Here is a 25,947-nt window from a genome sequence, read left to right on the forward strand (position 1 = left end):
AGTCCGACGGTAGGCGTGTCCTCCTGGGAGGGGACATCACGGTGCCGGAGGTGCGGGTCGGGGCGGTGCCGGAGGTGCGGGTCAGGCTCCGGCGAGGACGGTGATGCGGGAGGAGCCGTCGGGGGTGCGGCGGACGCTGATGCGGTCGGCTATGGCGCTCTTCATGGCTTCGACGTGGGAGACGACTCCGACGGTTCGTCCACCGGCGCGGAGCTTGCCGAGCTCGGCCATGACGAGGTCGAGGGTGGCGGGGTCGAGGGACCCGAAGCCTTCGTCGACGAAGAGCGTGCCGAGGTCGATGCCGCCGGACTCGGCGGTGACGACGTCGGCGAGGCCGAGGGCGAGGCAGAGCGAGACGTAGAAGGTCTCTCCGCCGGAGAGAGTGGCGGGTTCGCGGGCGGTCTCGGTGGTGTGGTCGACGATGCGCAGGGAGAGGCCGAGGCGCCGGCCGCCGCGGGACTCCTTCTCGGTGGACCGCTGCACCTCGTACCGGCCGGAGGACATCTGCCGGAGGCGGTCGTTGGCGGCGGCGAGCACGTCGTCGAAGCGGCGGGCGAGGACGTACGTGGAGAGCGTGAGAGCGGCGGAGTTGTCGGCTGTCGCGGCTGAGGCGAGGTTGGCCATGCGGATGACGGGGGCGAGCGCGTCTCGTTCGGCGCGGGAGGCGTCGAGGGCGGCGCGCACGCCGGCGGCGGCCTTGCGGGCGCGGGCGAGGGTCTCCTCGGTGAGGGCGACGAGCCGCTTGTCGTGCTCGAGCGCTTGGGCGGTGGCGGCGAGGATCGCTTCGGCTTGAGCAACCACGTCGGCGGTCGCGTCGGGGCTGAGGTCGGGGGGCAGCGTGGCGATCTCTGGGCGAGCGAGGCCGTCGCGGACGGCGGCCTGGGCATTCTCCCGCTCGGCGACCTGTGCGGCGAGGCGCTCGTGCTCGTTCTTGTCGAGGGCCGCGGCACGGGCGGCGTCTGCGCTGTCGAGCTGCTCCTGGTCGAGTGCGGTTCGGGCGGCTGTTGAGAGGCGGGCGTGGGTCTCGTGGGCGCGGCGGTGCTCGGCCGACGCGTCGAGGAGGTGCTCGAGGAGCCGGGTCTGCTGCTCGAGGTCGCTGCGCACGTGCGCGAGCGTCACGTCACCGTCGCGGTCGAGGTCCCGGTCGCTGAGGTTCGTGGCGGCGTCATCGTCACCGCGGGCGCCTCGGGTCAGGTGGTCGGTCTCGGCGGCCTCACGGGCGCGGCGGACGGTGTCGCGGTCCTGCTCCAGGACGGTGCGCATCTCGGCGTTGGCGGCGCTCTCGGCGGCGATCCGGGACTCGAGCGCGGCGACGTCTGCGCGCATGCGGGTGGTCTCGGCGTCGTGCTTCTCGATGGTCGCGGTGAGGGTAGCGAGGCGGGCGACGGCGCCTTCGGCTTCGACGAGCGCGTCGCGGGCGGTCTCGACGGCGGCGAGGGCGTCGACGATGGTCGCGTCCTGCGCGGCGGAGCGGAGGCGTGCGAGCTCGGCGTCGAGGCGGGCGCGGGCGTCGCGGGCGTCGGCGAGGGCACGCTCGGCTGTCTCCCGCTCGGTCGCGGCAGCGTCGACCTGCTCGGGCGACACGTGGTCATCGCTCACTGCGGCGGGGTGGGGGTGCTCGGTGCCGCCGCAGACGGCGCACGGCTCGCCGGGGACGAGCTGTGTCGCGAGCTCGCCCGCGATGCCGTCGATGCGGGCGCGCCGCAGGCGGGCCTCGAGCTCGACCGCGGCCAGGGCGGTCTGTGCTGCCTCGCTCACGATCGTGTCGGCGGCGGCGATGCGGGGCGCGAGAGCGTCGACGGCGCGTGCGGCGGCGAGCCGCTGCTCGGCGCTCGTGAGTGCGGCACGTCGGGCGTCGACGAGCGCTGCCGTGACGGTCGCGTCCTTCACCTGCGCGGCGAGCGCGTCACGCTCGGCGGGACGGTCGGTGAGTGCGGCCAGGCTCGCGGTGTGGTCCTGACGCAGCCTGTCGACCGCGAGGTCTCGCACGTCGAGCGCGGCGGCGCGCCCGACGAGGTCACGTTCGATCGTGACGAGGTGGCGGAGCTCGCCGTCTCGAGCGCGGCGCGCGTCGATCTCGTACCGCAGCGTCGCGTCCGAGGGCGTGAACGGCACCAGGCTGTCGTCGTCGGTTCCGCCGCCGCGAGGGGCGCCGTCGTCCGCGTCAGGGCCGGTCCCGGCGAGCCACGCGTGCAGCACGGGGTGCTCGTGCGCGTCGGCGAGGGCGTTGTCGAGCGTGGTCGCGGCCTTTGCGAGGTTCCCGGTGGCGAGCTCGAGCTCGTCGAGTCGCGGGAGGACGGCAGCCGCACGGCGGGCGGCGTCGAGGCGCTGCACCCGGAGGGCGTGCTCGGCGGCTCCGGCGGCTAGCTCGTCGCGGCGGGCGTGCAGCTCGTGGCGTGCGACGACGAGCCGGTGCGTCGTCGTGGCGGCGGCGTGCCTCTCGCTCGCGTCGGCGTGGGCTGCGGTAGAGCGCGCGCACCCGGCGGTGAGGCGCTCGTGCTCGGCGTTCAGCGTCGACAGGTGGCCGTCGAGCGTGGTCGTCAGCTCTTCGGCCCCGACGACGGAGCCCGCGAGGCCCGCGACCACCTCGGCCTCTTCTGGTTCGAGGCGTGCAGCCTCGATGAACGTCGCGGCGGCGCGGCCGATGCTGTGCTCGGCGGCGGCGACGCGGCGGTCGGCCTCCTTGCGGGCTTCGACGAGCTCGTTCTGGATGCGCTGGTAGATCTCCGTGCCGAACACGCGCTGCAGGAGCGCGGACCGGTCCTCGGGCTTGGCGCGCAGGAAGCTCGCGAACTCGCCCTGGGGCAGCACGATCGTCTGGACGAACTGCTCACGGCTGAGCCCGAGGATCTGGGTGATCGCGTCCCCGACCTCGTCGGCGCGGCTGCTGAGGAGATAGCCCGGAGCCTGGTTGCCCGGGTCCTCGCTCGTGTCGAGCGCCTCGGCGTCGGCAGCGGACAGCTGCCACAGGTTGACCTTGGTCTGCTGGCGGGTGGTACCGGTCCCGCGCTGCTTGGGCCGGTCATAGGCAGGGCTGCGACGCACCCGGTACACGCCTGCCGGGACCTCGAGGACGAGGTCGACGTAGGACTCGAGCTCAGCGCGGACGTGCGTCGAGCGCAGCCGGTCATCGCTCGCGCCCGCGGACGCGACCTTGCCGTAGAGCGCGAAGACGATCGCGTCGATGATCGTGGACTTGCCTGCGCCTGTCGGCCCTTCGAGGAGGAAGAGGCCGCCCTCGGCGAGGCGTGCGAAGTCGATCGTGAACGCGTCCTTGAACGGCCCGATCGCCTGGAGCGTGAGCGAGCGCAGCTGCATCAGGCGCTCCTCTCCGCGGCGAGGACGTTCTCGAGCGCGCGGCGCAGCACAGCCCGCTCGGTCTCGTCGGGCGCTGCGGTCTCGCCACCCCCGCGGACGTGGGCGACGAAGTCGCAGCAGACGTCGAACGGGTCTGCTGCCGCCACGCGCGGCGCCTCAGCCCCGTCACCGGTGCGCGCGGGCGGCTCGTGGAGCACGGCGAGCGCGTGCGGTAACCGGGCCCGCACCCGCGCCACGAGACTCTCGGGGCGGGACGGGTCCGTGACGTAGACGCGCGTCCAGCAGTCCACGTGCGCCTCTCCGAGCTCACCGAGGATCTCCTCGAGGGTCCCGCGGACCTCCGTCAGGCGGCGGGGCACGGGCGCCTCGATCAGCTCGGGCTCGCCGTGCACGCCGTCGGCGCGCAGGTCCACGACGACGCTCGACTTCCGGTGGTTCATCTCGGAGAACGAGTAGGCGAGCGGCGATCCCGAGTACCGCGCGACCGTCCGCCGCCCGTCCAGATCGGCGACCGGGACGCGCTGCGGGCCGTGCAGGTGCCCGAGCGCGACATAGTCGACACCGCGGAGCACGCCCGACGGCACCGAGTCGACGCCACCCACGCGGATGTCCCGCTCCGACTCGCTCACCTCGCCACCCACGACGAACGTGTGCGCCGCGAGGACCGTCGGCACGGGCGCGCCCCCGCGCGCCCGGCGCCGGGTGACGTCTGCGCGCACCCGTTCCAGCGCGGCGGTCGTCACCGCCTCGTGGGACCGTGCGAGCGGTCCGTCCTCCCCCGCCAGCACGTGCCGTGCGTCGTCCGGGTCGAGGTACGGCAGCGCGTATACGAGCGCGCCCAGCCCACCCTCGGCGTCGTGCAGCTCGACCGCCGTGCCCACGTCACGCGATCGCGCCCGCACGTGCAGGCCCTCCCGCATCAGGTCCGCGCCGAAGCCGAGTCGCGCCGCCGAGTCGTGGTTGCCCGGCGACACGACGACCTGCGTGACCTCCAGCAGGCGCCGCAACGTGCTCGACAGCAGCTCGACCGCCTGCACCGGCGGGATCGCACGGTCGTACACGTCGCCCGCCACCACGACTGCGTCGATCCCCTCCGACCGCACCACCTCGACCAGGTGGTCGAGGTACGCCGACTGGTGATCCAGCAGGTCGACGCCGTGCAGCGTCCGGCCCAGGTGCCAGTCGGAGGTATGGAGGATCCGCATGCCTGGCACGCTATCCGCTACCACCGACACGACCGGACAGGCTGGCCACCGGATCCTGGGGGCATCCCGCAACCTCGGTCGCCACCAGCCGAGACACCACCCCCAACACCTCACCTCCGCGCGTCGCCTGTCGATGGGCCTCGTAGCCGTGCCACGTCCAGGTCGGCGCAGCCCACGAAGGAGAGGGCGAGACGCTGTGTTCTCGTTGAGTGAGATCCGGGCTCTGGACGAGTCCGACTTCCCTTTCCGCGAGGCCTGGGAGGCCGACGAGCCGCTCTACCGCGACACCCCGCGGCTGGGCCGCACCGTCCAGCTCCACACGACGCCCGACTGCCCTGCCGCGCGCAAGGCAAGGCTCTTCGTGCCGTGGGACCTCACACGGTCCGAGCCCGGCGCGACGTGCGCGGCCTGCGCCGTCGACGACTCCGAGGAGCAGGTCGCGATGCGACGCGCGCCCGGCCTCATCGACGTCGTGCGGGACGTCCGCGTGTGGGTCCACGCCGTCGACGAGCTCCAGGGCGCCCACCACGAGCGCGCCCGCCAGGTCCTCCTCGCCGACGCTCTGGACGTCCTGCGCTCCCCCTTCCTCGCACGCGGCGCGACGTCCTGGATGCCCATCGAGGTCGACCGCGACGCGTGGAACGAGTGCGGCCTCGAGCGCGGCACCTACGTGCGCGACTGGATCACCCGCAAGTACGACGAGGCGTGGGCCATGGTCTCCGCCGTGCAGTCCGAGATCCTGCGGGAGCGCGACAAGGACGAGAAGAAGGTGTGGGTGCTCATGAGCATGTCCCACCCGCTCGAACCGGTCGCCGCCTGGACCCGCTCCTTCACGCCGTCGCCGCGGTTCCGCATCGCGTCGCCGCCCGTCGTCGTCATGGACCAGATCCCTCCGCACCGCGACACCTTCCTCCTCGGGCCGTACGACGGCGAGATCAAGAAGGACGTCTGGCAGACGTTCGTCGAGCTCCTCGACGCCCACGCCGCGGGCCTCTTCGGCCTCGACCGCGACGAGGCGATGTACGACCACGTCCGCAGCCTGTTCGACGCCGCGCAGCGCGCGGGCGACTTCCCCCGCTTCAACCTCGCCCGCGAGCGGCGGCGCGAGGAGGAGCACCAGCGCGCTCTCGAGCGCGCCGCCGCGAAGGCCGCGAAGGAGGCCGCGGCCGCGCAGACCCCGAGCACGGACGCACAGGACCAGCCCGACGTCACGGGCGAGCCGAGCGACGACGTCGTCCAGCCGCCCGTCGCGCCCACCACCGAGCCCGACGGCGAGGCCCTCACCCGCGCGTGACGCCGCGCGCACCCTGACCTGGCGCGCGATAGCCTCGCAGCACCGCCCAGGGAAGGAACCGCCACATGTCCGCCGCCACGCCTGAGTCACGGCCGCACGTCAACCTCGCCGTCCTGATCGACGCCGACAACGCGGCCGCCGCCATCGTCGAGGGCCTCTTCGAGGAGATCGCGCGCTACGGCGTCGCGAGCGTCAAGCGCATCTACGGCGACTGGACGCAGCCCAACCTCGGCGGGTGGAAGAAGGTCCTGCTCGACCACTCGATCCAGCCGATGCAGCAGTTCGCGTACACGCACGGCAAGAACGCGACGGACAGCGCGCTCATCATCGACGCGATGGACCTGCTGTACACGGGCCGGTTCGACGGGTTCTGCCTCGTGTCGTCCGACTCCGACTTCACGCGGCTCGCCTCGCGCCTGCGCGAGGAGGGCCTCACGGTCTACGGGTTCGGTGAGCGCAAGACGCCGAAGCCGTTCGTCTCCGCGTGCGACAAGTTCATCTACACGGAGCTGCTGCGCGCGGACGCGCACCCGGTCGACGCGCCCGCCGAGGCGCCGGCCAAGGCGGCGCCCCGGGGCGCGAAGAAGGACAAGGCCGAGCCCGCCGCGAAGGCGGAGCCGGTCAAGGAGGACGCGAAGGACGACGCGAAGGCGTCGCCCGTCCCGATCCGGCTCATCACGAAGGTGATCGACGACGTGTCGGACGACGACGGCTGGGCGTCCCTCGGCGTCGTCGGGCAGAACCTCACGAAGCTGCGGCCCGACTTCGACCCCCGCCTCTACGGCTTCTCCAAGCTGAGCGCGCTCATGAAGGCGCAGCCGCGCATCGAGTCGCGAGAGAGCAACAAGCACGTCGAGGTCCGCGTCCGCCAGCGCTGACCTGCGGCGCAGCGGGCGGAGGGCAGGTGTCGCCCCACCGCCGCGCCCCTGCCCGCGCCCGTGCCCCGGGCGAGTCCGTCTGTTCCAGCGCGAGTCCGCGGGTAGCAGCCGACGGACTCGGCTGGGACCGACGGACTCGTGGCGTGGCGTCGCAGGGCGAGCGGCCCGCGGCGACCCTGTCCGGCTCGAGGCGCGCCGGACCTCAGGCGCGCGGCGTCTCCGGGTCCGTCACGTCGGCGACCGTCGCGCCGAGCGCAGCGACGAGCGCGGCGGCGTCGACGGTCGCACCGGCCCCGTGCGTGCCCGCCCCGATCGACACGGTGTCCTGCAGCGTCTCGTCCGCGATGACCGGGAGCGCGGTGCGGGACCCGAACGGCGTGATCGTGCCGCGCTCGTAGCCGGTGACGTCGAGCGCGCCCGCGGCGTCGGGCATCGTCATGCGGTTGACGCCCAGGTGCGCGCGGAGCTTCTTCCAGGAGATCTCGCGTCCGCCGGGCACGAGCACGAATAGGTGGTCGCCCTCGCCGCGGCGCACGACGATCGTCTTGACGATGCCCGACGGCGCGACGCCCCGCGCCGCGGCCGCCTCCTCGAGCGATCGCACGCGCCCGTGCCGGGTGATCGTGAAGTCGATCCCGGACGCCTCGAGAGCCGCGCGGGCTCGCGCGAGCCCTGCGTCGTCGTCGGGCACGTCGGAGCTGCTGTCGTGGGCTGCCATGTCCCCACGCTACGCCGGGCCGCCGGCACGCCTCCGCGAAGCAGGGCCGGCCACGCGGGGTAGGCCCGTCCACGCGGGGTAGGGCCGTCCACGTCGGGTAGGGCCCTGCAAGGCCCTACCTCGCGGCAAGCCCCCTACCTCGCGACGCAGCCCCTACCTCGGCGCGGCCCCGCCGCGCCCCGTCAGCCCTACTGCCCCGTGCCCTGCGGCGGGAGGTGGACCTTCGTGCCCTTCCAGCGTCGGCGCAGCCAGCGGTCGTGCGACGCGACGACGACAGCGCCGGGCCATCCGTCGAGCGCGTCCATGAGCTCTTCGGCGAGCGTGAGCGACAGATGGTTGGTCGGCTCGTCGAGGAGCAGCACGTGGGGGCTGTGCATGACGATCATCGCGAGCACGACGCGCCGCCGCTGCCCGACGCTCAGGTCGCCGATCCGCCGGTCGAGGTCGTTCGCGGCGACGAGCCCGAAGTCCCGCACCCGGTCGCTCGCGGCCGCCCCCGCCATGAGCGTGAGCAGCTCGCGCGGCGTGCGCTTCTCACCGGCGAGGTGCAGGTCCTGCTCGAGCAGCGCGATCTCGACGCCGTCGGTCCGCCGCACGGTCCCGGACGTGAGCGCCAGGTCGCCGGCGAGGACGTGCAGGAGCGTGGACTTGCCCGCGCCGTTCGTCCCGGTGACGAGCAGGCGGTCGCCCGCGCGCACGCGCAGCCTGCCCTGGCCTGCGGCCAGGAGGTCGAGCCGCCCCTGCACGACGCCGCGGCGCACCTCGAGCACGACCGGCGCCTCGCCGTCGGCCCCGGGTGTCAGGGCGCGCCCGCGGGGCGGCGCGAACCGCAGCGGCACGGGCGGGCGCGGCACCTGCTCGGCCTCGAGGGTCTCGAGCCGGGTGCGGGCGTTGCGCACGCGCCGGGAGACCTGGCCCTCGACGCGGTCGCCGCGCTTGCCGTACGCCATCTTGTTGCGGTCGGTCATCTCGCGGTCGTGGCCGACCTGGCGGGCCCGCACCCGCACGGACTCCCGCAAGGACGCGAGCTCGTCCTGCTCGGCCTCGTACTGCGCCTGCCATGCGCGGCGCTCCTTGGCCTTCGCCGTGAGGTAGTCGCGGTAGCCGCCGCCGTACCAGGTGGTTGCGGTGCGGCCCGCTGCGGCGGCCTCGCGGGTCGGGTCGAGGTCGACGATCTCGGTCGCGACCTCCTGGAGGAACTCGCGGTCGTGGCTCGCGAACAGCACGGCGCCGGGGAGCGTGCGCAGGGCGTCGGCGAGGAACTCGGCCGCGGTGTCGTCGAGGTGGTTGGTCGGCTCGTCGAGGACGAGCGCCTCGGGCTGGCGGATGAGCAGGGCCGCGAGGCCGAGGCGGGTGCGCTGGCCTCCGGACATGTGGACGATCCGACGGTCGTGGCCCAGGTTGGCGAGGTCGAGCCCGGCCAGGGTCCGGGCGACGCGCACGTCGGCGTCCCACACCTGGGCTGCCTCGGCGCGGGCGAGGGCGGCGGCGTACCTGGCGGCGGCGTCGTCCCGTGCTTCGTCGGGTGCAGCGTCGACGGCCGCGGCGGCGGCCTCGAGCTCGGCGGTCAGGGCGCGGACGTCCGCGAGCGCGGCGTCGAGCAGGTCGCCGACGACGGCATCGCGCCCGAACGGCGGTTCTTGGTGCAGGTAGCCGAGGCGTGCGGGGCGCTTCACGGTGCCTGCGTCGGCGTCCTCGACGCCGGCGATCAGGCGGAGCAGCGTGGACTTGCCGACGCCGTTCTCACCGACGAGCCCGACGCGGTGGCCGGGGTCGACGGCGAGGTCGACGTGCGCGAGGACCGTGCGGTCCCCGTAGGACTGGGAGAGGTCTGACGCGAGGAGCATCGCGGACACGGGTCACCTGCCGGGGTCGAGGGAGTCGGGCGGGGCAGGTCAGATCCACATGCCGCTGAGCCTAGCCGGGGGTCCCGGCGTCGTCCGACTGATTATCCGTGAGCTGCCACGGGGTGCGGAACAGCCTGGCGACGTACATGCCGACGACCACGACGCCGCAGAGGACCGCGATGACGAGCATGGCCTGGCCGAGGGGGACGGTCCCGCCGCCGGCGATCCACAGCTCGGTGTGTGACGGCGGCGGGGTGGGTGAGGCGCTCGGGTCGGGTGTCGCGGTCGGGAGGATCTTGCCGCGGCGCGCGGCCTCCTGGCTGCGGGCGTCGCCGGGTGCGACGGCCATGGCCATGCCCCAGGGGAGGGCGACGGCGTAGATCGCGCCGAGCACGACGGCGGGTGTTGGCACGTAGCGGTGCATGCCGCGCAGGGGGGAGAGGTCGGACATGAACCCGTGCAGGGCGACGACGACACCTGAGAGGTACAGCACGGCCCAGCCCAGGAGGAGGGGGGCGTGCAGGGTGGTCTGCTCGTCGGTGAGCCAGATGACGGGGGCGAGGAGCGGGAGGACGAGCATGAGCAGCCCGACGGCGGCGTCGCCCGGGGCCGGGGGCGTGCAGAGCCGGCCGTCGTCGGCGCGGGTCGCGGGGATGTCCGTGAACACCATGACCAGACACTAGCGGCCGTGTCGCGGGTGGTGGGCGCGGCGCGAAGGGCGGTCTCTCAGTGATCGGCGGGCGCTGCCGATGGGACCTTCGGCCGCGCCCAGGTGTTTTCACCTATGGCAGCGCTCGACGCGGCGACGATCAGGCAGATCGCGCACCGCGCCACAGGCACGCTCCTCGAACCGCCGCAGCAGGGCACGCTGCCCTCGACGGCAGACGGCGAGGAGGCCGGGCGCGTCGCGTGAGCGGGCGGCGACGTCCCAGGGGGCGCACCTAGGATGGCCCTCTCAACCGCGACCTGGAGGCGACGATGACCTCGAACCCCACCCGCTCCCGTGCCCGCGCCGCCGGCGCCTCGATCGCGCTCGTGGGCACGCTCGCCCTGACGGCCTGCTCGGCCGAGGACCGGCCCGCGCTCCCGGAGATCACTCTCCCGTCGTTCAGCCTGCCGAGCGGCGACGAGCTGAAGTCCTTCGTCGCGGACGCCCGCTCCCAGATCGAGGAGGTCAGCGGCGACGTCGCGTCCGCCGCGACGGCGCTCGAGGGCCTGTCCGGGAAGGCGCGCGGCAGCGCCGAGGATGCGCTCGGCACCGTCCAGGGGGCGGTGGGTCAGGTCCAGGAGGCGCTCGACGCCGCGAAGTCCGGCAAGGAGGACGCGCAGGAGCAGCTCGCGGCGGCCAGCACGACGCTCGAGGAGGCGCGCGCGAAGGTCGACGACGCCCTGGCGTCGCTCGGCACGTCGACCGACGAGGTGACGTCGCGTGCGCGCTCGGAGCTGACGGACCTGCGCGCCGAGCTCGCCCGGCTCGAGGGCGACGTCACGACACCTTGATTCCCACACGGGGGTGAGAACACCCAGGTCAACGGTGTTTTTTCGGGCCGCATCCGCGTTACGTTCTAGGTATCGACACGGAGGCCAGACGATGCGCCAAGCCGAGCTGTTCATCGACGAGCGTCCCGTCTGCCCTGTCGTCGTGGCGGACACATGGTGGGGTCGTGCGCGCGGGATGTTCTGGCGCAGGCCGATCCCGCAGGCGCTCGTCGTCATCCGCGGGACGCACGGCATCGGGGTGCGGGAGCCGCTCGACATCGCCCTCCTCGACGAGGAGGGCACGGTCGTCGAGACGCGCGTGCTGAAGGCGTGGCGCACCTCGCGGCTGCGTCCGCGCGGCAACCTGCTCGAGGCGCCGCACGGCTCGTTCGAACGGTGGGGCGTCGGCCCTGGGGCGCGGGTGTCGATCGTCCCGCACTGACCTCGGTCGGTATCGGCTTGCGTCGACCGGGAGAATGGTTGGTCGTGAGCACCTCTGACCGTCCCGAGCACCGCAGCGCACGTGGCGCCGGACGACGCCGCGGCGGGCGTGGGCGCAGCGGACGCGGCGCCGCCCGCTTCCCTGACACGGCGTCGCTCGACGCGCGCGCCCTGGCGAGAGCGCAGCGCGCGGCCACGATCCGCGGAGCGGTGGCCGTCCCGCCGATCACGTACCCGGAGAACCTGCCGGTCTCGGGGCACCGCGCGGAGATCTCCGAGGCGATCCGTGACCACCAGGTAGTGATCGTCGCGGGTGCGACCGGCTCGGGGAAGACGACGCAGCTGCCCAAGATCCTGCTCGACCTCGGGCGTGGGCGGGCCGGGCAGATCGGGCACACGCAGCCGCGGCGTCTGGCGGCGCGCACGGTCGCGGAGCGCATCGCGGAGGAGATCGGCGCGGAGCACACGGGGCCCGACGGCGTGACGCGTCGCGGCAAGCTCGGCGGCGTCGTCGGGTATCAGGTGAGGTTCACGGACGAGTCCTCGGACTCGACGCTCGTGAAGGTCATGACGGACGGCATCCTGCTCGCGCAGATCCAGCGCGACCCGCTGCTGCGGGCGTACGACACGCTGATCATCGACGAGGCGCACGAGCGTTCGCTCAACATCGACTTCCTGCTCGGGTATCTCACGCAGCTGTTGCCGCAGCGGCCGGACCTGAAGCTCGTGATCACGTCGGCGACGATCGACTCGGAGCGGTTCGCGAACCACTTCGCGGCGACGGCACCCGACGGCTCGCGCGTCCCGGCGCCCGTGATCGAGGTGTCGGGCCGCACGTACCCGGTCGAGGTCCGCTACCGCCCGCTCGTCCCGGACCCGGTGCCCTCCGTCTCCCCCTCCGACGCCCGCGACGCCGAGGTAGGGGCTTCCTCGCGCGTCAGGGCCCTGGACGGCCCTACTTCGCGTGAGAGCACCTACCTCGGCGCACGAGGTGGCGCGGGCAGCGCGGGCGGCGCCGGGCGCGACGACGGATCCGCGTCGCGGAAGACAGGCGGCGGCAAGGGCAAGCAGCCGCCGAAGGACGGCGCGGGCACCGCGCGCCGACAGGCCGTCGAGCGTGACCTCATGACCGCGATCTGCGAGGCGGTCGACGAGCTGTTCGCGGCCGGGCCTGGCGACATCCTCGTGTTCCTCTCGGGCGAGCGGGAGATCCGCGACGCCGAGGACGCCCTGCGCGGCCACCTCGGCGACCGCGTCGACGGTCGCGGCCTGCCGACGTCCGTCGAGGTCGTCCCGCTGTACGCGCGCCTGTCGGCGGCGGAGCAGCACCGCGTGTTCGAGCCGCACGCGGGGCGGCGCGTCGTCCTCGCGACGAACGTCGCCGAGACGTCACTGACCGTGCCGGGCATCCGGTACGTCGTCGACCCTGGCACGGCCCGCATCTCGCGGTTCTCGAAGGCGACGAAGGTGCAGCGCCTGCCGATCGAGCCGATCAGCCAGGCGAGCGCGAACCAGCGCTCAGGCCGCTGCGGCCGTGTCGCGGACGGCATCGCGATCCGCCTCTACTCCGAGGACGACTTCGAGTCGCGCCCCGAGTTCACCGACCCGGAGATCCTGCGGACGTCGCTCGCGTCCGTGATCCTCCAGATGGTCGCGGCGGGTGTCGCGGCAGGGCCCGACGACGTCGCGAAGTTCCCGTTCGTCGACCAGCCGGACGTCCGCTCGATCCGCGACGGCGTAGGCCTCCTGACGGAGCTCGGCGCGCTCGAGACGGTCCCGGGCTCGGGCACGCGCCTGACGGACGTCGGCCGGGCGCTCGCGCAGCTGCCGATGGACCCGCGGCTCGCCCGGATGATCGTCGAGGGTGCGCGGCGTGGCGTGGGGCGCGAGGTCATCATCGTCGCGGCCGCGCTGTCCATCCAGGACCCGCGCGAACGCCCGACGGAGCAGCGCCAGCACGCCGACCAGATGCACGCCCGCTTCGCCGACGCGTCGTCCGACTTCCTCACCTACCTGAACCTGTGGGAGTACCTGAAGTCGCAGCGCCGCGAGCTGTCGAGCTCGGCGTTCCGCCGCCTGTGCAAGGCGGAGTTCGTCAACTTCCTGCGGGTACGGGAGTGGCAGGACGTCGTCGGGCAGCTCAAGGACATGGCGTTGCAGCTCGGGCTCGAGGTCAAGCCCGCGTCGCGCGCGCTCGTCGCCGACGGCGACGCCAAGGGTGTCGTGCGCCGCGGCGCGTCGGGCGCCCGCGCTCTCTCCGTCGCCGAGGCGATGGCTGAGGCGCAGGAGCGCGGCGGCGTCGCGCCCGAGGACGTGAACCACCGCCTCGCGTGGGACGCCGACACGATCCACCGCTCCCTCCTCGCGGGCATGCTGTCGCAGCTCGGCATGCAGGAGGCGACCGAGGTCCGCGCGACACCCAAGGGCGGCCGCCCCGCCAAGGAGGACCGCCGCGCGGCCCGGCAGGCGCGCAACGACTACCAGGGCGCCCGCGGGGCGCGCTTCGCGATCTTCCCCGGCTCGGCGGTCGTGAAGAAGCCGCCGGCGTGGATCATGGCGGGCGAGCTCGTCGAGACGAGCCGCCTGTGGGCGCGCGAGGTCGCGCGCATCCAGCCCGAGTGGGCTGAGGAGCTCGGCGCGCACCTCGCGAAGCGCGTCTACTCGGAACCGCACTGGTCCTCGAAGCAGGGCGCGGCGCAAGCCTACGAGAAGGTGCTGCTGTACGGGCTGCCGATCGTCGCGCAGCGCAAGGTCCTGTACGGCAAGGTCGACCCGGCCGGGGCGCGAGAGCTGTTCATCCGGCACGCCCTCGTCGAGGGCGACTGGACCACGCGTCACGAGTTCTTCCACGCCAACCGTGCGCTGCTCGACGAGGCGGAACAGCTCGAGGCGCGCGCCCGGCGTCGTGACCTCGTGGTCGACGACGAGGCGCTGTTCGCGTTCTACGACGAGCGCATCCCCGCTGACGTCGTGTCCGCGCAGCACTTCGACCGCTGGTGGCGCGACGCCCGCCGCGCGACGCCCGACCTGCTGACGTTCACCGCGGAGATGATCGCGCCCGAGGCCGCTGCGCTCGACCTCACCGAGTACCCCGAGGAGTGGGAGCAGGGCGACCTTCGGCTCGCGCTCACGTACCAGTTCACGCCCGGGCGCGCGTCCGACGGCGTGACCGTGCACGTCCCGCTCGCCGTCCTCGACCGCGTCCAGCCGGACGGCTTCGACTGGCTCGTCCCCGGCATGTGGCTCGACCTGACGACCGCGTGGATCCGGGCCCTGCCCAAGCCCGTGCGCGTGCAGCTCGTGCCTGCGCCGGACGTGGCGCGCGACGTCGTCGGCTGGATCCGCGAGCACGAGCCCGCATGGGCGGACATCACGCGCGCGGGCGACATGGCGACCCCGTTCACGGCGGCGTTCACGCGTGCGGTGCGCGCGCTGCGCGACGTGGTCGTGCCTGACGACGCGTGGGACCCGTCGCGGCTGCCCGACCACCTGCGGATGATGTTCCGGGTGTCGGACTCGCGCGGCGTCGTCGTCGACGAAGGTGCCGACCTGGTCGCGCTGCAGCGTCGCCTCGCTGCGCGGACGCAGGCTGAGGTGCGCTCGGCCGTGAAGTCCGCGGTCGGCGCGGCGCTGCGCGAGGCGCAGGCCGCCGCACGCGAGGGTGCGTCCGCTCCTGGCCCCGCCGCCGGTACCTCCGCCGACGGGCCGGGCTCCGGTCCTGTCGCCGGGCTGGCCGGGCCGGGCTCCGGCCCTGTCGCCGAGGTAGGGGGTTCCTCGCGAGGTAGTGCCGTCGACAGCCCTACCTCGCGTGCACGGGCCTACCTCGGCGAGGGCGGCGCCGGGGGCGAGGGGCGCGACGGTGCGAGCGGCGCCGGGGCCGACGGCGCCGCTGCGAACGGGCCTGCGGGCGGCGTGATCGAGGAGCAGACCTCCCTCGCGACCTGGCCGGTCCTGCGCGACGGCGCCGGCGCGGCCGTCCCCGGCGACGCGCTGCCCGACGAGGTCTACACGCGCCTCGGCGCAGGCGAGGCCGCGATGACGGTGCGCGGCTACCCGGCATTCGTCGTCGAGCTCGCGCCCCGCTCCGCTGCCCCGAAGAGCACCGCGCAGGGTACGTCCGCGGCGCCGAAGCGCGACAAGGGCAAGAACACGACGGGCGGGACGACGTCGGGTGCCTCGAACGTCGAGTCCGTCGCCCTGCGCGTGCTCGCGGACCAGCGCCGCCAGGCGCCCGAGCATGCACGCGGCGTGCGCGCGCTGCTCCTCGCCGAGACGGCGCTCGCGACCGCGCGCGTGACGACACGGTGGACGGGTCAGCAGGCGCTCACGCTCGCGGCGAGCCCGTACCGGAACACCGACGCGCTCGTCGCGGACGTGCAGGCCGCGGCGGTCGCGGCACTCACGTCGGGCAGCGAGCCGGGGATCCCGGAGGCGTCGACGATCCGCGACCGCGCGACCTACGAGGCGGCCCGCGCCGCGGTGCGGGACCGGCTCGAGGAGCGGGTGCACCAGATCGTCGGGCACGTCGTCGCGGCGCTCGCGGCGGCGCGTGACATCGACGTCGCCGTGCGCGGCTCGACGAGCCTGGCTCTCCTCAACACGCTCACGGACGTACGGGACCACGCGGCGTCGCTCGTCTACGACGGGTTCGTGTCGCGGACGCCGCCCGACCGGCTGCGCCACCTGCCGCGCTACCTGCGTGCGGACCTGCACCGCCTCGAGAAGGCGGAGTCCAACCCGAACCGTGACGCGGAGCTCGCCTGGCGGATCCGCGACGTCGAGGAGGATCACGCGCGCGCCCGTGCGGCGTACGCGTCGGGCAAGCCCGACCTGGCGCGGCTCGCGGTGCTCGACGACGTCCGCTGGCAGCTCGAGGAGCTGCGCGTGTCGTTCTTCGCGCAGCAGCTCGGCACGGACGGGTCCGTCTCGGAGAAGCGCATCCGCAAGCAGCTCGCCGGCTGAGCCCGGTCTGCGGGTGGTCCCGGCGCCGGGGCCGTCCGCCGAACTAGAGTTCAGGTGCCCCCGCACGGCAGGCGTCCGGGGCACGACGACGCGAGGTGTTCCCACATGACCGTGATCGCAGCCGGGATCGGGGCGGCGCTGGCCGCTGCGGTGATCCACTTCCGCCGTGCCGGGCAGCGGGCGCTCGTCGTCGCGTGCATCGCCGTCATGGCTGTCCTCGTGGTGGTCACGGCGTTCTCGCGGATGGACAGCTCGGGCGAGGTGTCGAGCTATGGCGTCTTCGCGTTCGTCATCGTGTACTTCGCGCTCGACTACCGCGGCCGCAAGGCTGCGGAGGACAAGGCGGCCGCGGACAAGGCAGCCGCAGAGGCAGAAGACTCCGATGCGCCGGCGTCGGAAGCCGACGCCGCAGGGGACTCGCAGACCCGCTGACCGGGCGGGCGCCGTCGGCCGTGCCTACGGTGTGGACATGGCAGCGACGGTGCGGCAGGTCCAGGTCACGTTCGACTGCGCGGAGCCGGAACGGCTCGCGCGCTTCTGGTGCGACGTCCTCGGGTACGTCATCCCTGACCCGCCCGAGGGCTTCACGGACTGGGACGAGTTCAACCGGGCGCTCCCGCCCGAGCACCAGGGTTCTGCGTTCGCGTGCCAGGACCCGTTCGGCGTCGGCCCGCGGCTGTTCTTCCAGCGCGTCCCTGAGGGCAAGACCGTGAAGAACCGCGTGCACCTCGACGTCCGCGTCGGGACGGGGCTCGTGGGTCCGGAACGGCTTGCCGCGCTCGAGGCGGAGAGTGCGCGTCTCGTGGCGCTCGGCGCGACGCAGGTCCGGGTCATGGAGGCGGACGGCATCGACGAGTCGTGCATCGTGATGCAGGACGTCGAGGGCAACGAGTTCTGCCTGGACTGAGGCCTGCCTGAGACCTGTCTGTGACCCGGCCGCGACCAGCGGCCCCTATCGTCGCAGGTGAGGCCGCGAGGGTGCGGCGACAGTCGACGTCGGGGGCAGACGTGGAGACATCGGTGCGTGAGCGGTTGCAGATGATCGCGCTCGTGCTCGTGGTGGGCCTGGGCGCGGGCCTGCTCGTGCAGATGTTCATGCGCGGGGAGAGCCTGCCGAGCCCTGATCCTGCCGAGCAGGCGGCGGCCGACCGCGTGACGATGCTCGTCGCGTCAGCCTTCAGCGGCTCGGTCATGACGACGGCGTCGCTGTACGAGGGTGGGACCGTGGACGTCGGCACGGACGCTCTCGCGGGGACGTCGCTCGCCGATCCTGCGCGTGCGTCGCTCGCCGTGCTCACGGCCGCGGCAGCTCAGCGCGTCGACCAGGGCGACCCGCTCGAGGCACGCGTGGCTCCCCGTGAGGTTGCGATCGATCAGGAGGACGGTCGCACCGTGATCGAGGCGAGGACCGCGGTGACGACGCTGCACAGGAACGCGCCGGAGGCGACGGTCATCCTCGTCTCGACGACGACGCTCGACGACGCGACCGGCACGGTCCTGTCGTTCGAGGCGACCGGCCTGGACTGAGCCGGCGCCGCGCGCAGACGGACGCGACCCCTCCGGGGAGGGGGTCGCGTCCGTCTGTGCGTGCGGGGCGTGCCGCTGGGTCAGACCTGGTGCGAGCCGCGGCGTCGGCGGACGCTCACGAGGTAGCCGCCCGCACCGAGCAGCAGCGCGGCGAGAGCCGCGAGCGACGCGATCTGTGCGCCGGTGACCGGGAGCCTTGCCGGCGGGCGGGTCTCGTCGGCGGGGTCGTCCGGGTCGTCCGGGTCGTCGCCGCCCGCGACGGGCTCGTCAGGGCCGCCCTGCGGGTCCTTCGTGATCGAGTCGAAGTGGTTGACGAGCTGCACCTCGGCCTCCCCGGGGGCGGTCGTGGTGGACAGGCCGTCGACGGGGATCGTCGTCCCGGTGGCCGCGGCGACGCTCCCGCCGACGACGACGTCTGCCCGCGTCGAGGTCGCGCCGCCGGTCCCGGTCTCCGTGAGGACGCACGTCGCGCCGACGGGCAGGTGCTCGTAGGTCGTCGTGAGGCTCGGTGCGCGGAGCGTGCGCTCCGCGCCGCCGGGCACGGCGACCGGGGACGTGGTGCCGTCGCGCTCGAGCGTGCACGCGAGCTCGACGACGAACGGACCGTTCGCGCCCGGGGCGCTGAGGTCGCCCTCGATGGTCTTGACGACCGTGAGAGACGTCTCGTCGAAGGTGTTCGTCGCACGCACGGTCGCGGTCGAGACGGTCTCGCCCGGCTGGGGTGCCTCGATGAGCACGGTGCCGTCGGCCGGGGCGAGGGCGGTGCGCGTGGCGCCGCCCTTCGTGACCTCGGCGACGACGCACGTGGTCCCCGCGGGGAACGTCCCGAAGGTACGGGTCGCGCCGCCGACGAGGTCGAACTTCTCGTCGAGGACGTTCGCGCCACGGTACGTGCACCGCGCGGTGAAGCCGAACGGGCCGGTGCCGTGCTCCGCGGCCGCGCCGTCGACCTTCTTGGTGACGGCGAGGATGCCTGCGTCGAACGCGTTGGTCACGGTGACGGCGTTGGGGGTGACGCCGATCGCGACGTCAGCCGTCCCCGTCCCGGTGACCGTGACGCCGTCGCCGACCACGACGACGCTGTCAGCGTCGCCGTCGCTGACCTCGGCGAGCTCGCACTCGGCGCGGGCCGGGATCGTGCCGGCGGGGACGGTGTAGGTGTCGCCACCGGCCAGGTCGAAGCGGAGCGTCGGGTCGCCCCCGAAGAGGACCGGGGTCCCGGAGACGGCCGCGGTGCAGGAGAGCTCGAACGAGAACGTCGTCGCGACGCCGCGGTCGGCCTTCGTGTCGACGACCTTCGTGACGGACAGGCCGCTGTACGCGTAGGTGTTGGTGAGGGTCGCGACCTGCGCGGCCGGCACGACGCCGCCCGTCGCGTCGGCCGTGATCGTCACGGTCGCGCCGGCGGACCGGATGGTCTCGCCGAAGGCGCCGAGCGCGCCGGTCTCCTCGACGGCGCACTGCGCGCCCACGGGGATGCCGTCGATCTGGTGCTCGTGGTCACCGGCGTCGTCGAGGACGACGGGCATCGGGCCGAGGTCGAGCTCCGCACCGCCCAGCGTGCACGACACGTCTGCGGTGAAGGAGCCGGGTGCGAACGCCGCGGCCGGGCCGGTGACGTCCTTGCGAACGAGGAGCGGGCCCGTGAGCACCTGGACGCCCATCTTGGCGGGGGAGATCTTCTTCCACGCCGTCTGGCCCTCGTCGCGGTACTTCACGCCGAACTGGTTCCAGGCCACGACGTCGTCAGCCGCGGGGCTCGCGGGGACGCCGTCGGCGAAGGTGCTGTCGGCGAGGGCGTTGACGGTCTGGAACGTGACGTCGACGAACGCGCCGGGCTGGAGCGCACGCGCACCGGTGGTGCGCAGGTCCACGCTCACGCGCAGGCCGGTGACGCGGTCCCACTCGGTCGTGGGGGCGACCTCGGTCCACATCTCGCCGCTCTGCTCGCAGACGGCGCCCGTGAGGAGACCGCTCCAGGTGTCGGCGCACGCCGTCGGCGTCGTCGTGACCTCGGTGCGGACGGTCGCGCCTGCGGGCGCGGACACGTCGAGCGATCCGGGGACGAGGCGCGGGCGGTAGCTCGAGCCGCGGTCGGCGCCCGAGATGATCATCGTGTCGTCGGCCGACGCGAGCGGGTCGAAGATCGTCAGCTGTTCGACGTTCGTCGTGCCGCCGTTGATCGCGCGCAGGACCCAGTGGTCGGTGCCGCCGACGACGGAGCGCGCTATGCAGGGCGTGCGGTAATAGCTCCCGCCGGTGGCCGCGAGGAGCGGGGTGCACTCCTGCCCCTCGGGGGTCGCCGCTCCGGTGACCGCTCCGCGGACTCCCTTGACGGTGAAGAGGTTCGGGCCGCCTGTCGGCGAGACGTGGTCGCTGACGCCGCACGTCGTCCGGTCTGCTGCCCACGCGCCAGTGACCGGGCGTGAACCTACGAGCGGGGTGCATGCGGCCAGCGTCTCCGCCGTCCGCACGGTCATCGTGTTGATCGCCTGCTGGGATGCGGTCAGGCCAGCCTGCAGCTCGAGGAGGACGCGCACGGTGACGGTCTCGCCGGGCTTGAGCGTGCGGCCTGTCGCGGGCCAGGTGAGGACGAGGTCCTGACCGTCCTGGACGATCGTGACGTCGTCGGACATGAGGCCGTCCGGGTCGGCCGTGACGACCGGCGCCTCACCGGTCCACAGGAGCGACGTGGGGAGCGTGTCGCGCAGCTCGGTGACGGTGAGGAAGCCGGTGCCGGCGTTGCGGAACGTGAGGTCCCACGGCACCGCGCGGCCGACGTCGACCGTCCGGGTGCCCTCGTTCGCGAGCTTGTCGACGGCGAGCCTGCGCGTGCCCTCGGTCAGCGTGAGGAGGGCGGCGGCGGCACGCTCGTCGGACGCCTCGCCCGTGAGGCGGTCGGCGATCGCGGTCACGGTGTTCGGCACGGTGCGGTCGGCTCCCGCGATCGCCACCGGTCTCCCGGCGGACCGGGTCGTGTCGCGCAGGCGCACGGTGAACCGTGCAGCGCCGCTCCAGCCGGAGGCGGGCAGCTGGCTCGAGAAGAAGGTGCCGTCCGCCTTGGAGAACACGAACCGGATGCCGGTCGCACGGCTGACGTCAGCGCCCGTCACGGGGAGCGTGACGGCGGCAGCGGTTGCTGCCGTGCCCGTGCGCCACTCGGACGCGCCACCCGCGCCGAACGGCCCGTGCACGTCGACGCGGACGCGGTCCGCGCCGTTCGGCAGGGTGATCGTGCCGAGGCCGACGAGGTCGAACTCGTCCCAGAACTGAGGGGCCGTCACGATGTCGTCGGTCAGGCGCACCTCGGCAGGCGAGATCGTGCTGGTCCCCTGGGTCGCGCCCAGGGTGACGGTCACGGGGGTCGTGCGAGCTGGCGCGGCGATCGTCGTCGGGGAGACCGACTTGGACGCGGTCACGTCGATCGCACCACCCGAGAGCGGGACCGACGCGGTCGCCGTGCCGGCAGCGACGACGGTCGGCGCGAGGACCGGGTCGTAGCTCTGGGCGTACCCGTGGTTGTCGACCGGGTGGGCCTTGCCCGCGCGGAGCTCCTGGGGGTCGCCCGTCGAGCGCACGTGCGTGCGCAGTCGCGTCTCGAGCGTGAGCGCGACCTTGTTGCCCGCAGAGATGGTGCCGCCGGTCGTGGTCGGGTCGGTGCCCTGCATCGTGACGGACACGCCGACGACGTCGGCGAGCTGCGCGGGCGTCGCGGCGAGGAGCTGGGTGACGCTCATCGACGACGACGTGAGGTCACCGGTCGCCGGGTCGTACCGCAGGAGCCACGCGACGGACGTGCTGTTGTCGACCTCGGTCGGGCGCGTGACCGTCATCGTGACGCGGGTCAGGTCGAACCGGTCGAAGACCGACTCCTGGCCGCCCGGGGCGAGCCAGTCGACGCTCGCGGCGAACGGGTCGGCGAGGGCGTCGGCGAGGTGGCAGGGCGCGACGTCGACCCCGGAGCAGGCCGGGTCGGTGATGCGCAGGTAGGACGCGCGGGCGACCGAGTCGTTCCACGCGGTGACGGTGAAGCTCCGTGTCGGGTAGGACGCCGCGGCGGTGCCGGTGGGCGGCACGAGCAGCTCGCCCGCAGGGGTGACCGTCTTCTCGATGCGCACGAGCGGGACGGCGTCGACGATCGTGATGTCGTCGTGGTCGCTGTCCGTCACGGGCGCGCCTCCGCCGATCGGCTGCCCGTCGATCCCTGCGGTGTTGCGCACGACGCCGGGCGTCGTGTGGTTGTACGTCGCGGTGCCGGTCACCCAGGCGTTGGACGCGGAGCGGCGGACCTCGCGGACCTGCCAGGTCAGGACGAACGTGCGGTCGGTCGTCGAGCTCGCGACGCCGTCGCCCACGGCGGGCGCGTACGGGTCGTAGCCGGCGTCGGTCGCGGCCGCGGTGCGCGCGGGGACGTTCTCCGCGAGGACGAGGCGCGCGCCCGTGGCGTCGCGTCGCTGCGCGGCCGTGAGCGTGTGCCCCGTGAACCCGGTCGAGCTCATCCAGCCGCCCAACGGCGGGGTGACGGCCTGCCAGGTACCGCCGATGTACAGCTCGACAGCGGTGACCGTGTCGTACTTGAGGTACCAGCCGTTGGTGAACGGCGTCGTCGAGAAGGTGCGGGGCTCGATGCGCTGGAGGTTGAACGCGTCGGCGACGCTCGCGGCGACGGGTCCGGCCGGGTCGGCAGGGTCGCTGATCGTCACGGTCTCGAGGCCGTTGCTCACGCGCCATGACAGGGTCGTGGTGCGCGTCTGGCCGGACTGCGCGCTGACGGTCGCGTCGGACCACGCCTTCTGGATGGCGACGTCGCCGGTGCCGGGCGGCGACGGCTCGACCGCGACGTTCACGCCCTTGCCGTCGGTGTCGGACAGGGGGGTGCCTGCCTCGGTCTCGCCCTCTGCGCCGGCTGTCGCCGCGTTGGCGAGCGCGGCGGCGGGCAGCGGGCCGCCCGTGCGCAGTGCGCTGCGCGCGGTCGTGACGAGGTACGGGATGACGGTGACGCTCTCCTCGAAGCCCTGCGTGTTCTCCAGGACGAGACGTACGCCCGTGACGTCGGAGAGCGACGCGCCGCCGGAGGTGAACTGGGCGCCGGTGAGGCTGAGCAGCGAGGCGGCAGCGACGGCGGGGGCGGTGTGGACGGTCGTCCAGGTGCCGAGCGCCGTCTGGACCTCGACCTGCACCGCCGTGTTCGCAGGGATCTGCGTGGGTGCGAGGGAGACGAGGTTGAAGCCGTTCCAGAACTCGCCGGCCCCACCAGCCCAGGCGTCGGCGATGGTCAGCGTGTCTGCGGTGACGTAGCTCGACGAGACGGCGAGGTCGGAGCGCAGCGAGACGACGGCGCGGTCGCCGGGGCGCAGCGGCCCGGCGGGTGCGACGGTCTTCGTCAGGGTGACGTCGATCGCGGCGGGCACGACGGTGAGCGTGTCGTCGTCCTGCGCCTGGGTGGTGCGGCCGTTGGTCGCGGTGATCGTGCTGGTCGCGGTGTTGGTGTGGGTCACCGCGTCGGTGACGCTCCCCTCGGGGGTGTCGACGGCGACGACGACGCGGGCCGGGTCGGCGTTCGGGGTGATCGAGCCGGTGAAGACGATCTCGAAGCCGGTGACGTGGGTGCCTGCCGGGGGTGCCGGGGTAGCGGGTGTGGCGCCCTCGGGGAAGACGACGTCAGCGGTGCTGCCGTCGGAGAAGTGGTAGACGGCCTTGGCGTCGGTCGCGCCGGTGGGCCAGCCGGGTGCGCTCTTGAGACCGCCGAACTGGACCTTGGTGTCGAAGAAGCCGAGGTCGGTGATGCGGAGCTCGCGGACGGCGACGTCGGAGAGCTGCGCAGCGGTGAGGGTCAGGGTCGAGCTCTGCCCGGCCGAGATGCGTGCGGGGGCGAAGCTCTTCGTAATCGTCGTCGCGAGGTTCGCGGGCACGACGGCGTGGGGTGCGGTGGCCGTCTTCGACACCGTGGGCCTGCCGGCGACGGTCACGGCTGCGGACGCGACGTTGGTGAGGTCGTGGCGGGCGAGCGACAGGTCGGACGCGTCGTTGCGGTGCGTCTCGCGCTGCGTGACGTCGATGACGGCACGCAGCGTGCCGGAGACTGCGACGGCGTCGGTGCACGTCACGCGGAGCCCACCGACGTCGGCCTTGGTGACGCCTGCGGGGAGTCCGGCGGATGCGGCCGGTCCGGGGCTTCCCGTGACCCAGCTCCAGGTGCCGCCGGAGCGGACGTACGCGTCGACCTGGACGGCGGTGCAGCCGGCCGGGGCGCTCACGGTGAAGGTGTCGAGGTCCTTGATCGCGAAGGGGTTGGAGGCGTGGAGGGTCGCCGCGCCGTCGGGCGCCTGGGCGGGCTCCTGGAGGACGAGCGCGTCCGCGGGGACGTTCGCAGCGTTCCGTCCGGTCACGGTGACGGTCGAGGCGGCTCCCACGGCGAACGGCTGGGTCGCGGGCGTCCAGGTCTTGCCGGGGACGACGTCGACGCTGATGGGCGCGGTCACGTGGATGGCCGCGCTGTCGGACGCAGGCTGGGAGTTGGTCGCGGTCACCTGGGCGGTGTTGGTCAGGTTCTCGTCGGTGCCCGGGGTGAGGTTCGTCGGGACGGCCATCGTGAGGGCTGCCGTGAACGTCTGGCCGGACTGGATGCCGACGCCGGTCGGGCTGACGGTCGGCTGCGTGAACCGGACGCGGAGCGCCGTGTCCGCCTTGATGACGGCGGGCGCGGTGGCCGACGTCGCGCCGTCCGAGGTCCACTCGGTGACATACGTGAGGCTCGGGTCGGGGCTGCGCAGCTCGACGTTCTTCAGCTCGTGCCCGGCGAAGACGCCGAGCGCGTCGCTCAGCTCGGCGTCGAGGCAGGACGCCTCGGAGCACGTGACCTGGATGCGGAACGTGTAGCTGTCGCCAGCGACGTTCTCGACCCGGTCGACGGTCTTGGTGAGCTGCAGGTACTCGTTGCTCGCGGCGGCGGCCGGGAGCGCTCCGAGGGACACCGTGAGGACGGTGGCGAGGAACGCCGCGACGGCGGCGACCGCTCGGCGGGCGCGGTGCGGACGACTGGCTGCAGGCAACACGAAGACTCCCAGAAGAGGTGTGGATTCCGGGAGAGACTAAGGACTTAGGGCCCTCTGCCTGGGGTGGCGTGCACTCTGCGTCAGGTGGCGGTGCACTCTGGAGCCGGGTGATTCGCGTCATGGTCCCGTGGGGACGCCCTGCTCGCGGGACCAGGTCAGGCCTGGCGAAGGTTCGCGTGGGGAGCCCCCGCGGCCGCGAGCGCCTGCGCACGGTACGCGCTCGGTGGGACGCCGTAGCGTTCCCGGAACACGCGCGTGAGCTGCTCGGCGCTCGAGAACCCGGTGGTCTTCGCGACGCGACGCACGGTGATGCTCGCGTCCGGGCTCGCGAGGATCTCGGCGGCGTGGTTGAGACGGATGCGGCGGAGCTCGCTCGCGAACGTGTCGGCGGCGCCGTCGTACTGCGCGAAGAGGTGGCGCCTGCTGATGCGCAGGTCGCGGGCGATCTCGCTCGCATCGAGGTTCGCTTCGTGGTGCCGCGCGAGGAGCTGCTCGCGGATGCGTGCGCGCAGGTTGGTGGAGTCACGCTGGCTGTGGTCGATCGCGGCGGCGACCGTCGCGTTGACGAGCTCTTCGAGCGCGCGGCCGGCGGCGGCGGCCAGATGGGTGTCCGACGGCGTGAGCAGCTCGGACGCGAGCGCCAGCATCGCGGGGGCGAGCGGCGCGTCGTGGACGGCGATGTCGGAGGTGCGCAGCACTGGTCCGGTGAGCTGGCCGAAGACGCGGGTCGTGATGAGGATCGTCATCCGGCGGCAGTGGTCGGACTGCCACTCGATCCGGTGGTCTCCCTGCGGGGGATGGATGATCAGGGCGCCCGGCCCGAGCTGCTCGCGCTGGTCCCCCTGCACGAGGACGGCGGCACCTTCGACGAGGATGTCCATCGCGGCGATGCGCACGCCCGAGGGGACGGGAACGCCTTCCCGCCGGAACTGCATGGTGTACGGGCCGCCCTCGTACTCCATGACGACGACGCGACCCTCGACGACCGTCGTCGTCACTCCGCGGGCGCGCGCCGGGTCGGGGAAGCTGGTCTCCCATCCGAGCGGCGTCAGGAGCATCGCGATCTCGGCGGCGCCGACGTCGCGACGCCCGACGGGGAGCATCTTCGCGATCCAGGCGAGGACCTCTTCCGTCGACCGGTCCTGGCGCTGCAGCACAGCGCCGGGGATCGTGTCGACGGAGGTCATCTGCGCAGGTTATCGGGGATCCTCAGGGTCTCGACG

16 protein-coding genes are annotated in these 25,947 nt (G+C 73.4%); 9 read left to right on the forward strand and 7 right to left on the reverse strand.

What is annotated here, in order from left to right:
- Positions 1 to 81: 81 nt before the first annotated feature.
- Positions 82 to 3,318 carry an AAA family ATPase gene (locus tag HF995_RS05150; protein ID WP_168446676.1) on the reverse strand — a complete coding sequence of 1,079 codons (3,237 nt, stop codon included), beginning with the start codon at positions 3,316 to 3,318 and terminating at the stop codon, positions 82 to 84.
- Complete coding sequence (locus HF995_RS05155; RefSeq protein ID WP_168446677.1) at positions 3,318 to 4,523, reverse strand: exonuclease SbcCD subunit D; 1,206 nt, start codon at positions 4,521 to 4,523, stop codon at positions 3,318 to 3,320. Before HF995_RS05155 ends, HF995_RS05150 begins: the two co-directional genes overlap by 1 nt.
- Positions 4,524 to 4,719: 196 nt before the next feature.
- Between HF995_RS05155 and HF995_RS05160 the strand changes: the two genes are divergently transcribed.
- Entirely contained in the window at positions 4,720 to 5,817 is a 1,098-nt protein-coding gene (locus HF995_RS05160; protein WP_168446678.1) for a hypothetical protein, read from the forward strand.
- A gap of 65 nt (positions 5,818 to 5,882) precedes the next feature.
- A complete protein-coding gene (locus HF995_RS05165) occupies positions 5,883 to 6,695 on the forward strand; it encodes an NYN domain-containing protein (RefSeq protein ID WP_168446679.1) in 813 nt (270 codons plus the stop codon).
- A 202-nt stretch (positions 6,696 to 6,897) separates the two neighbouring features.
- Here HF995_RS05165 and HF995_RS05170 read toward each other — a convergent pair whose 3' ends face one another.
- The 3 genes from HF995_RS05170 to HF995_RS05180 all read right to left on the reverse strand — a co-directional run bounded on the left by HF995_RS05170 (position 6,898) and on the right by HF995_RS05180 (position 9,930).
- Positions 6,898 to 7,413, reverse strand: coding sequence for an aminoacyl-tRNA deacylase (locus HF995_RS05170; protein WP_168446680.1), 516 nt, complete (start codon positions 7,411 to 7,413; stop codon positions 6,898 to 6,900).
- Positions 7,414 to 7,601: 188 nt separating this feature from the next.
- Positions 7,602 to 9,260 carry an ABC-F family ATP-binding cassette domain-containing protein gene (locus tag HF995_RS05175; protein ID WP_210727229.1) on the reverse strand — a complete coding sequence of 553 codons (1,659 nt, stop codon included), beginning with the start codon at positions 9,258 to 9,260 and terminating at the stop codon, positions 7,602 to 7,604.
- Between the two features lie 70 nt (positions 9,261 to 9,330).
- Positions 9,331 to 9,930 (reverse strand): hypothetical protein, encoded by a 600-nt coding sequence (locus HF995_RS05180; protein WP_168446682.1) that lies wholly within the window; start codon positions 9,928 to 9,930, stop codon positions 9,331 to 9,333.
- A 114-nt stretch (positions 9,931 to 10,044) separates the two neighbouring features.
- Here HF995_RS05180 and HF995_RS13805 point away from each other — a divergent pair, with 114 nt between their 5' ends.
- The 7 genes from HF995_RS13805 (at position 10,045) to HF995_RS05210 (ending at position 17,669) form a co-directional block, all read left to right on the forward strand.
- Positions 10,045 to 10,173: a hypothetical protein gene (locus HF995_RS13805; protein WP_286189206.1), complete on the forward strand. Its 129-nt coding sequence runs from the start codon at positions 10,045 to 10,047 to the stop codon at positions 10,171 to 10,173.
- A gap of 65 nt (positions 10,174 to 10,238) precedes the next feature.
- Positions 10,239 to 10,760, forward strand: coding sequence for a hypothetical protein (locus tag HF995_RS05185; RefSeq protein WP_168446683.1), 522 nt, complete (start codon positions 10,239 to 10,241; stop codon positions 10,758 to 10,760).
- A 91-nt stretch (positions 10,761 to 10,851) separates the two neighbouring features.
- Positions 10,852 to 11,181, forward strand: coding sequence for a DUF192 domain-containing protein (locus HF995_RS05190; protein WP_168446684.1), 330 nt, complete (start codon positions 10,852 to 10,854; stop codon positions 11,179 to 11,181).
- A gap of 44 nt (positions 11,182 to 11,225) precedes the next feature.
- A complete protein-coding gene (locus HF995_RS05195) occupies positions 11,226 to 16,142 on the forward strand; it encodes a DUF3418 domain-containing protein (protein ID WP_434060837.1) in 4,917 nt (1,638 codons plus the stop codon).
- Between the two features lie 105 nt (positions 16,143 to 16,247).
- Positions 16,248 to 16,574 carry a hypothetical protein gene (locus HF995_RS05200; RefSeq protein WP_168446686.1) on the forward strand — a complete coding sequence of 109 codons (327 nt, stop codon included), beginning with the start codon at positions 16,248 to 16,250 and terminating at the stop codon, positions 16,572 to 16,574.
- Between the two features lie 37 nt (positions 16,575 to 16,611).
- Positions 16,612 to 17,049: a VOC family protein gene (locus tag HF995_RS05205; RefSeq protein ID WP_168446687.1), complete on the forward strand. Its 438-nt coding sequence runs from the start codon at positions 16,612 to 16,614 to the stop codon at positions 17,047 to 17,049.
- Positions 17,050 to 17,162: 113 nt separating this feature from the next.
- A complete protein-coding gene (locus tag HF995_RS05210; RefSeq protein WP_168446688.1) occupies positions 17,163 to 17,669 on the forward strand; it encodes a hypothetical protein in 507 nt (168 codons plus the stop codon).
- 80 nt (positions 17,670 to 17,749) lie between these two features.
- On the opposite strand, the gene HF995_RS05215 is transcribed toward HF995_RS05210, so the two are convergent.
- Together HF995_RS05215 and HF995_RS05220 are read right to left on the reverse strand one after the other, a co-directional pair.
- Positions 17,750 to 24,721, reverse strand: coding sequence for a DUF5979 domain-containing protein (locus HF995_RS05215; RefSeq protein WP_168446689.1), 6,972 nt, complete (start codon positions 24,719 to 24,721; stop codon positions 17,750 to 17,752).
- A 158-nt stretch (positions 24,722 to 24,879) separates the two neighbouring features.
- A complete protein-coding gene (locus HF995_RS05220) occupies positions 24,880 to 25,911 on the reverse strand; it encodes a helix-turn-helix transcriptional regulator (protein WP_168446690.1) in 1,032 nt (343 codons plus the stop codon).
- Positions 25,912 to 25,947: the final 36 nt, after the last annotated feature.

It is taken from the genome of Sanguibacter hominis ATCC BAA-789 (assembly GCF_012396185.1).
In the GTDB taxonomy this organism is placed as follows: domain Bacteria; phylum Actinomycetota; class Actinomycetes; order Actinomycetales; family Cellulomonadaceae; genus Flavimobilis; species Flavimobilis hominis.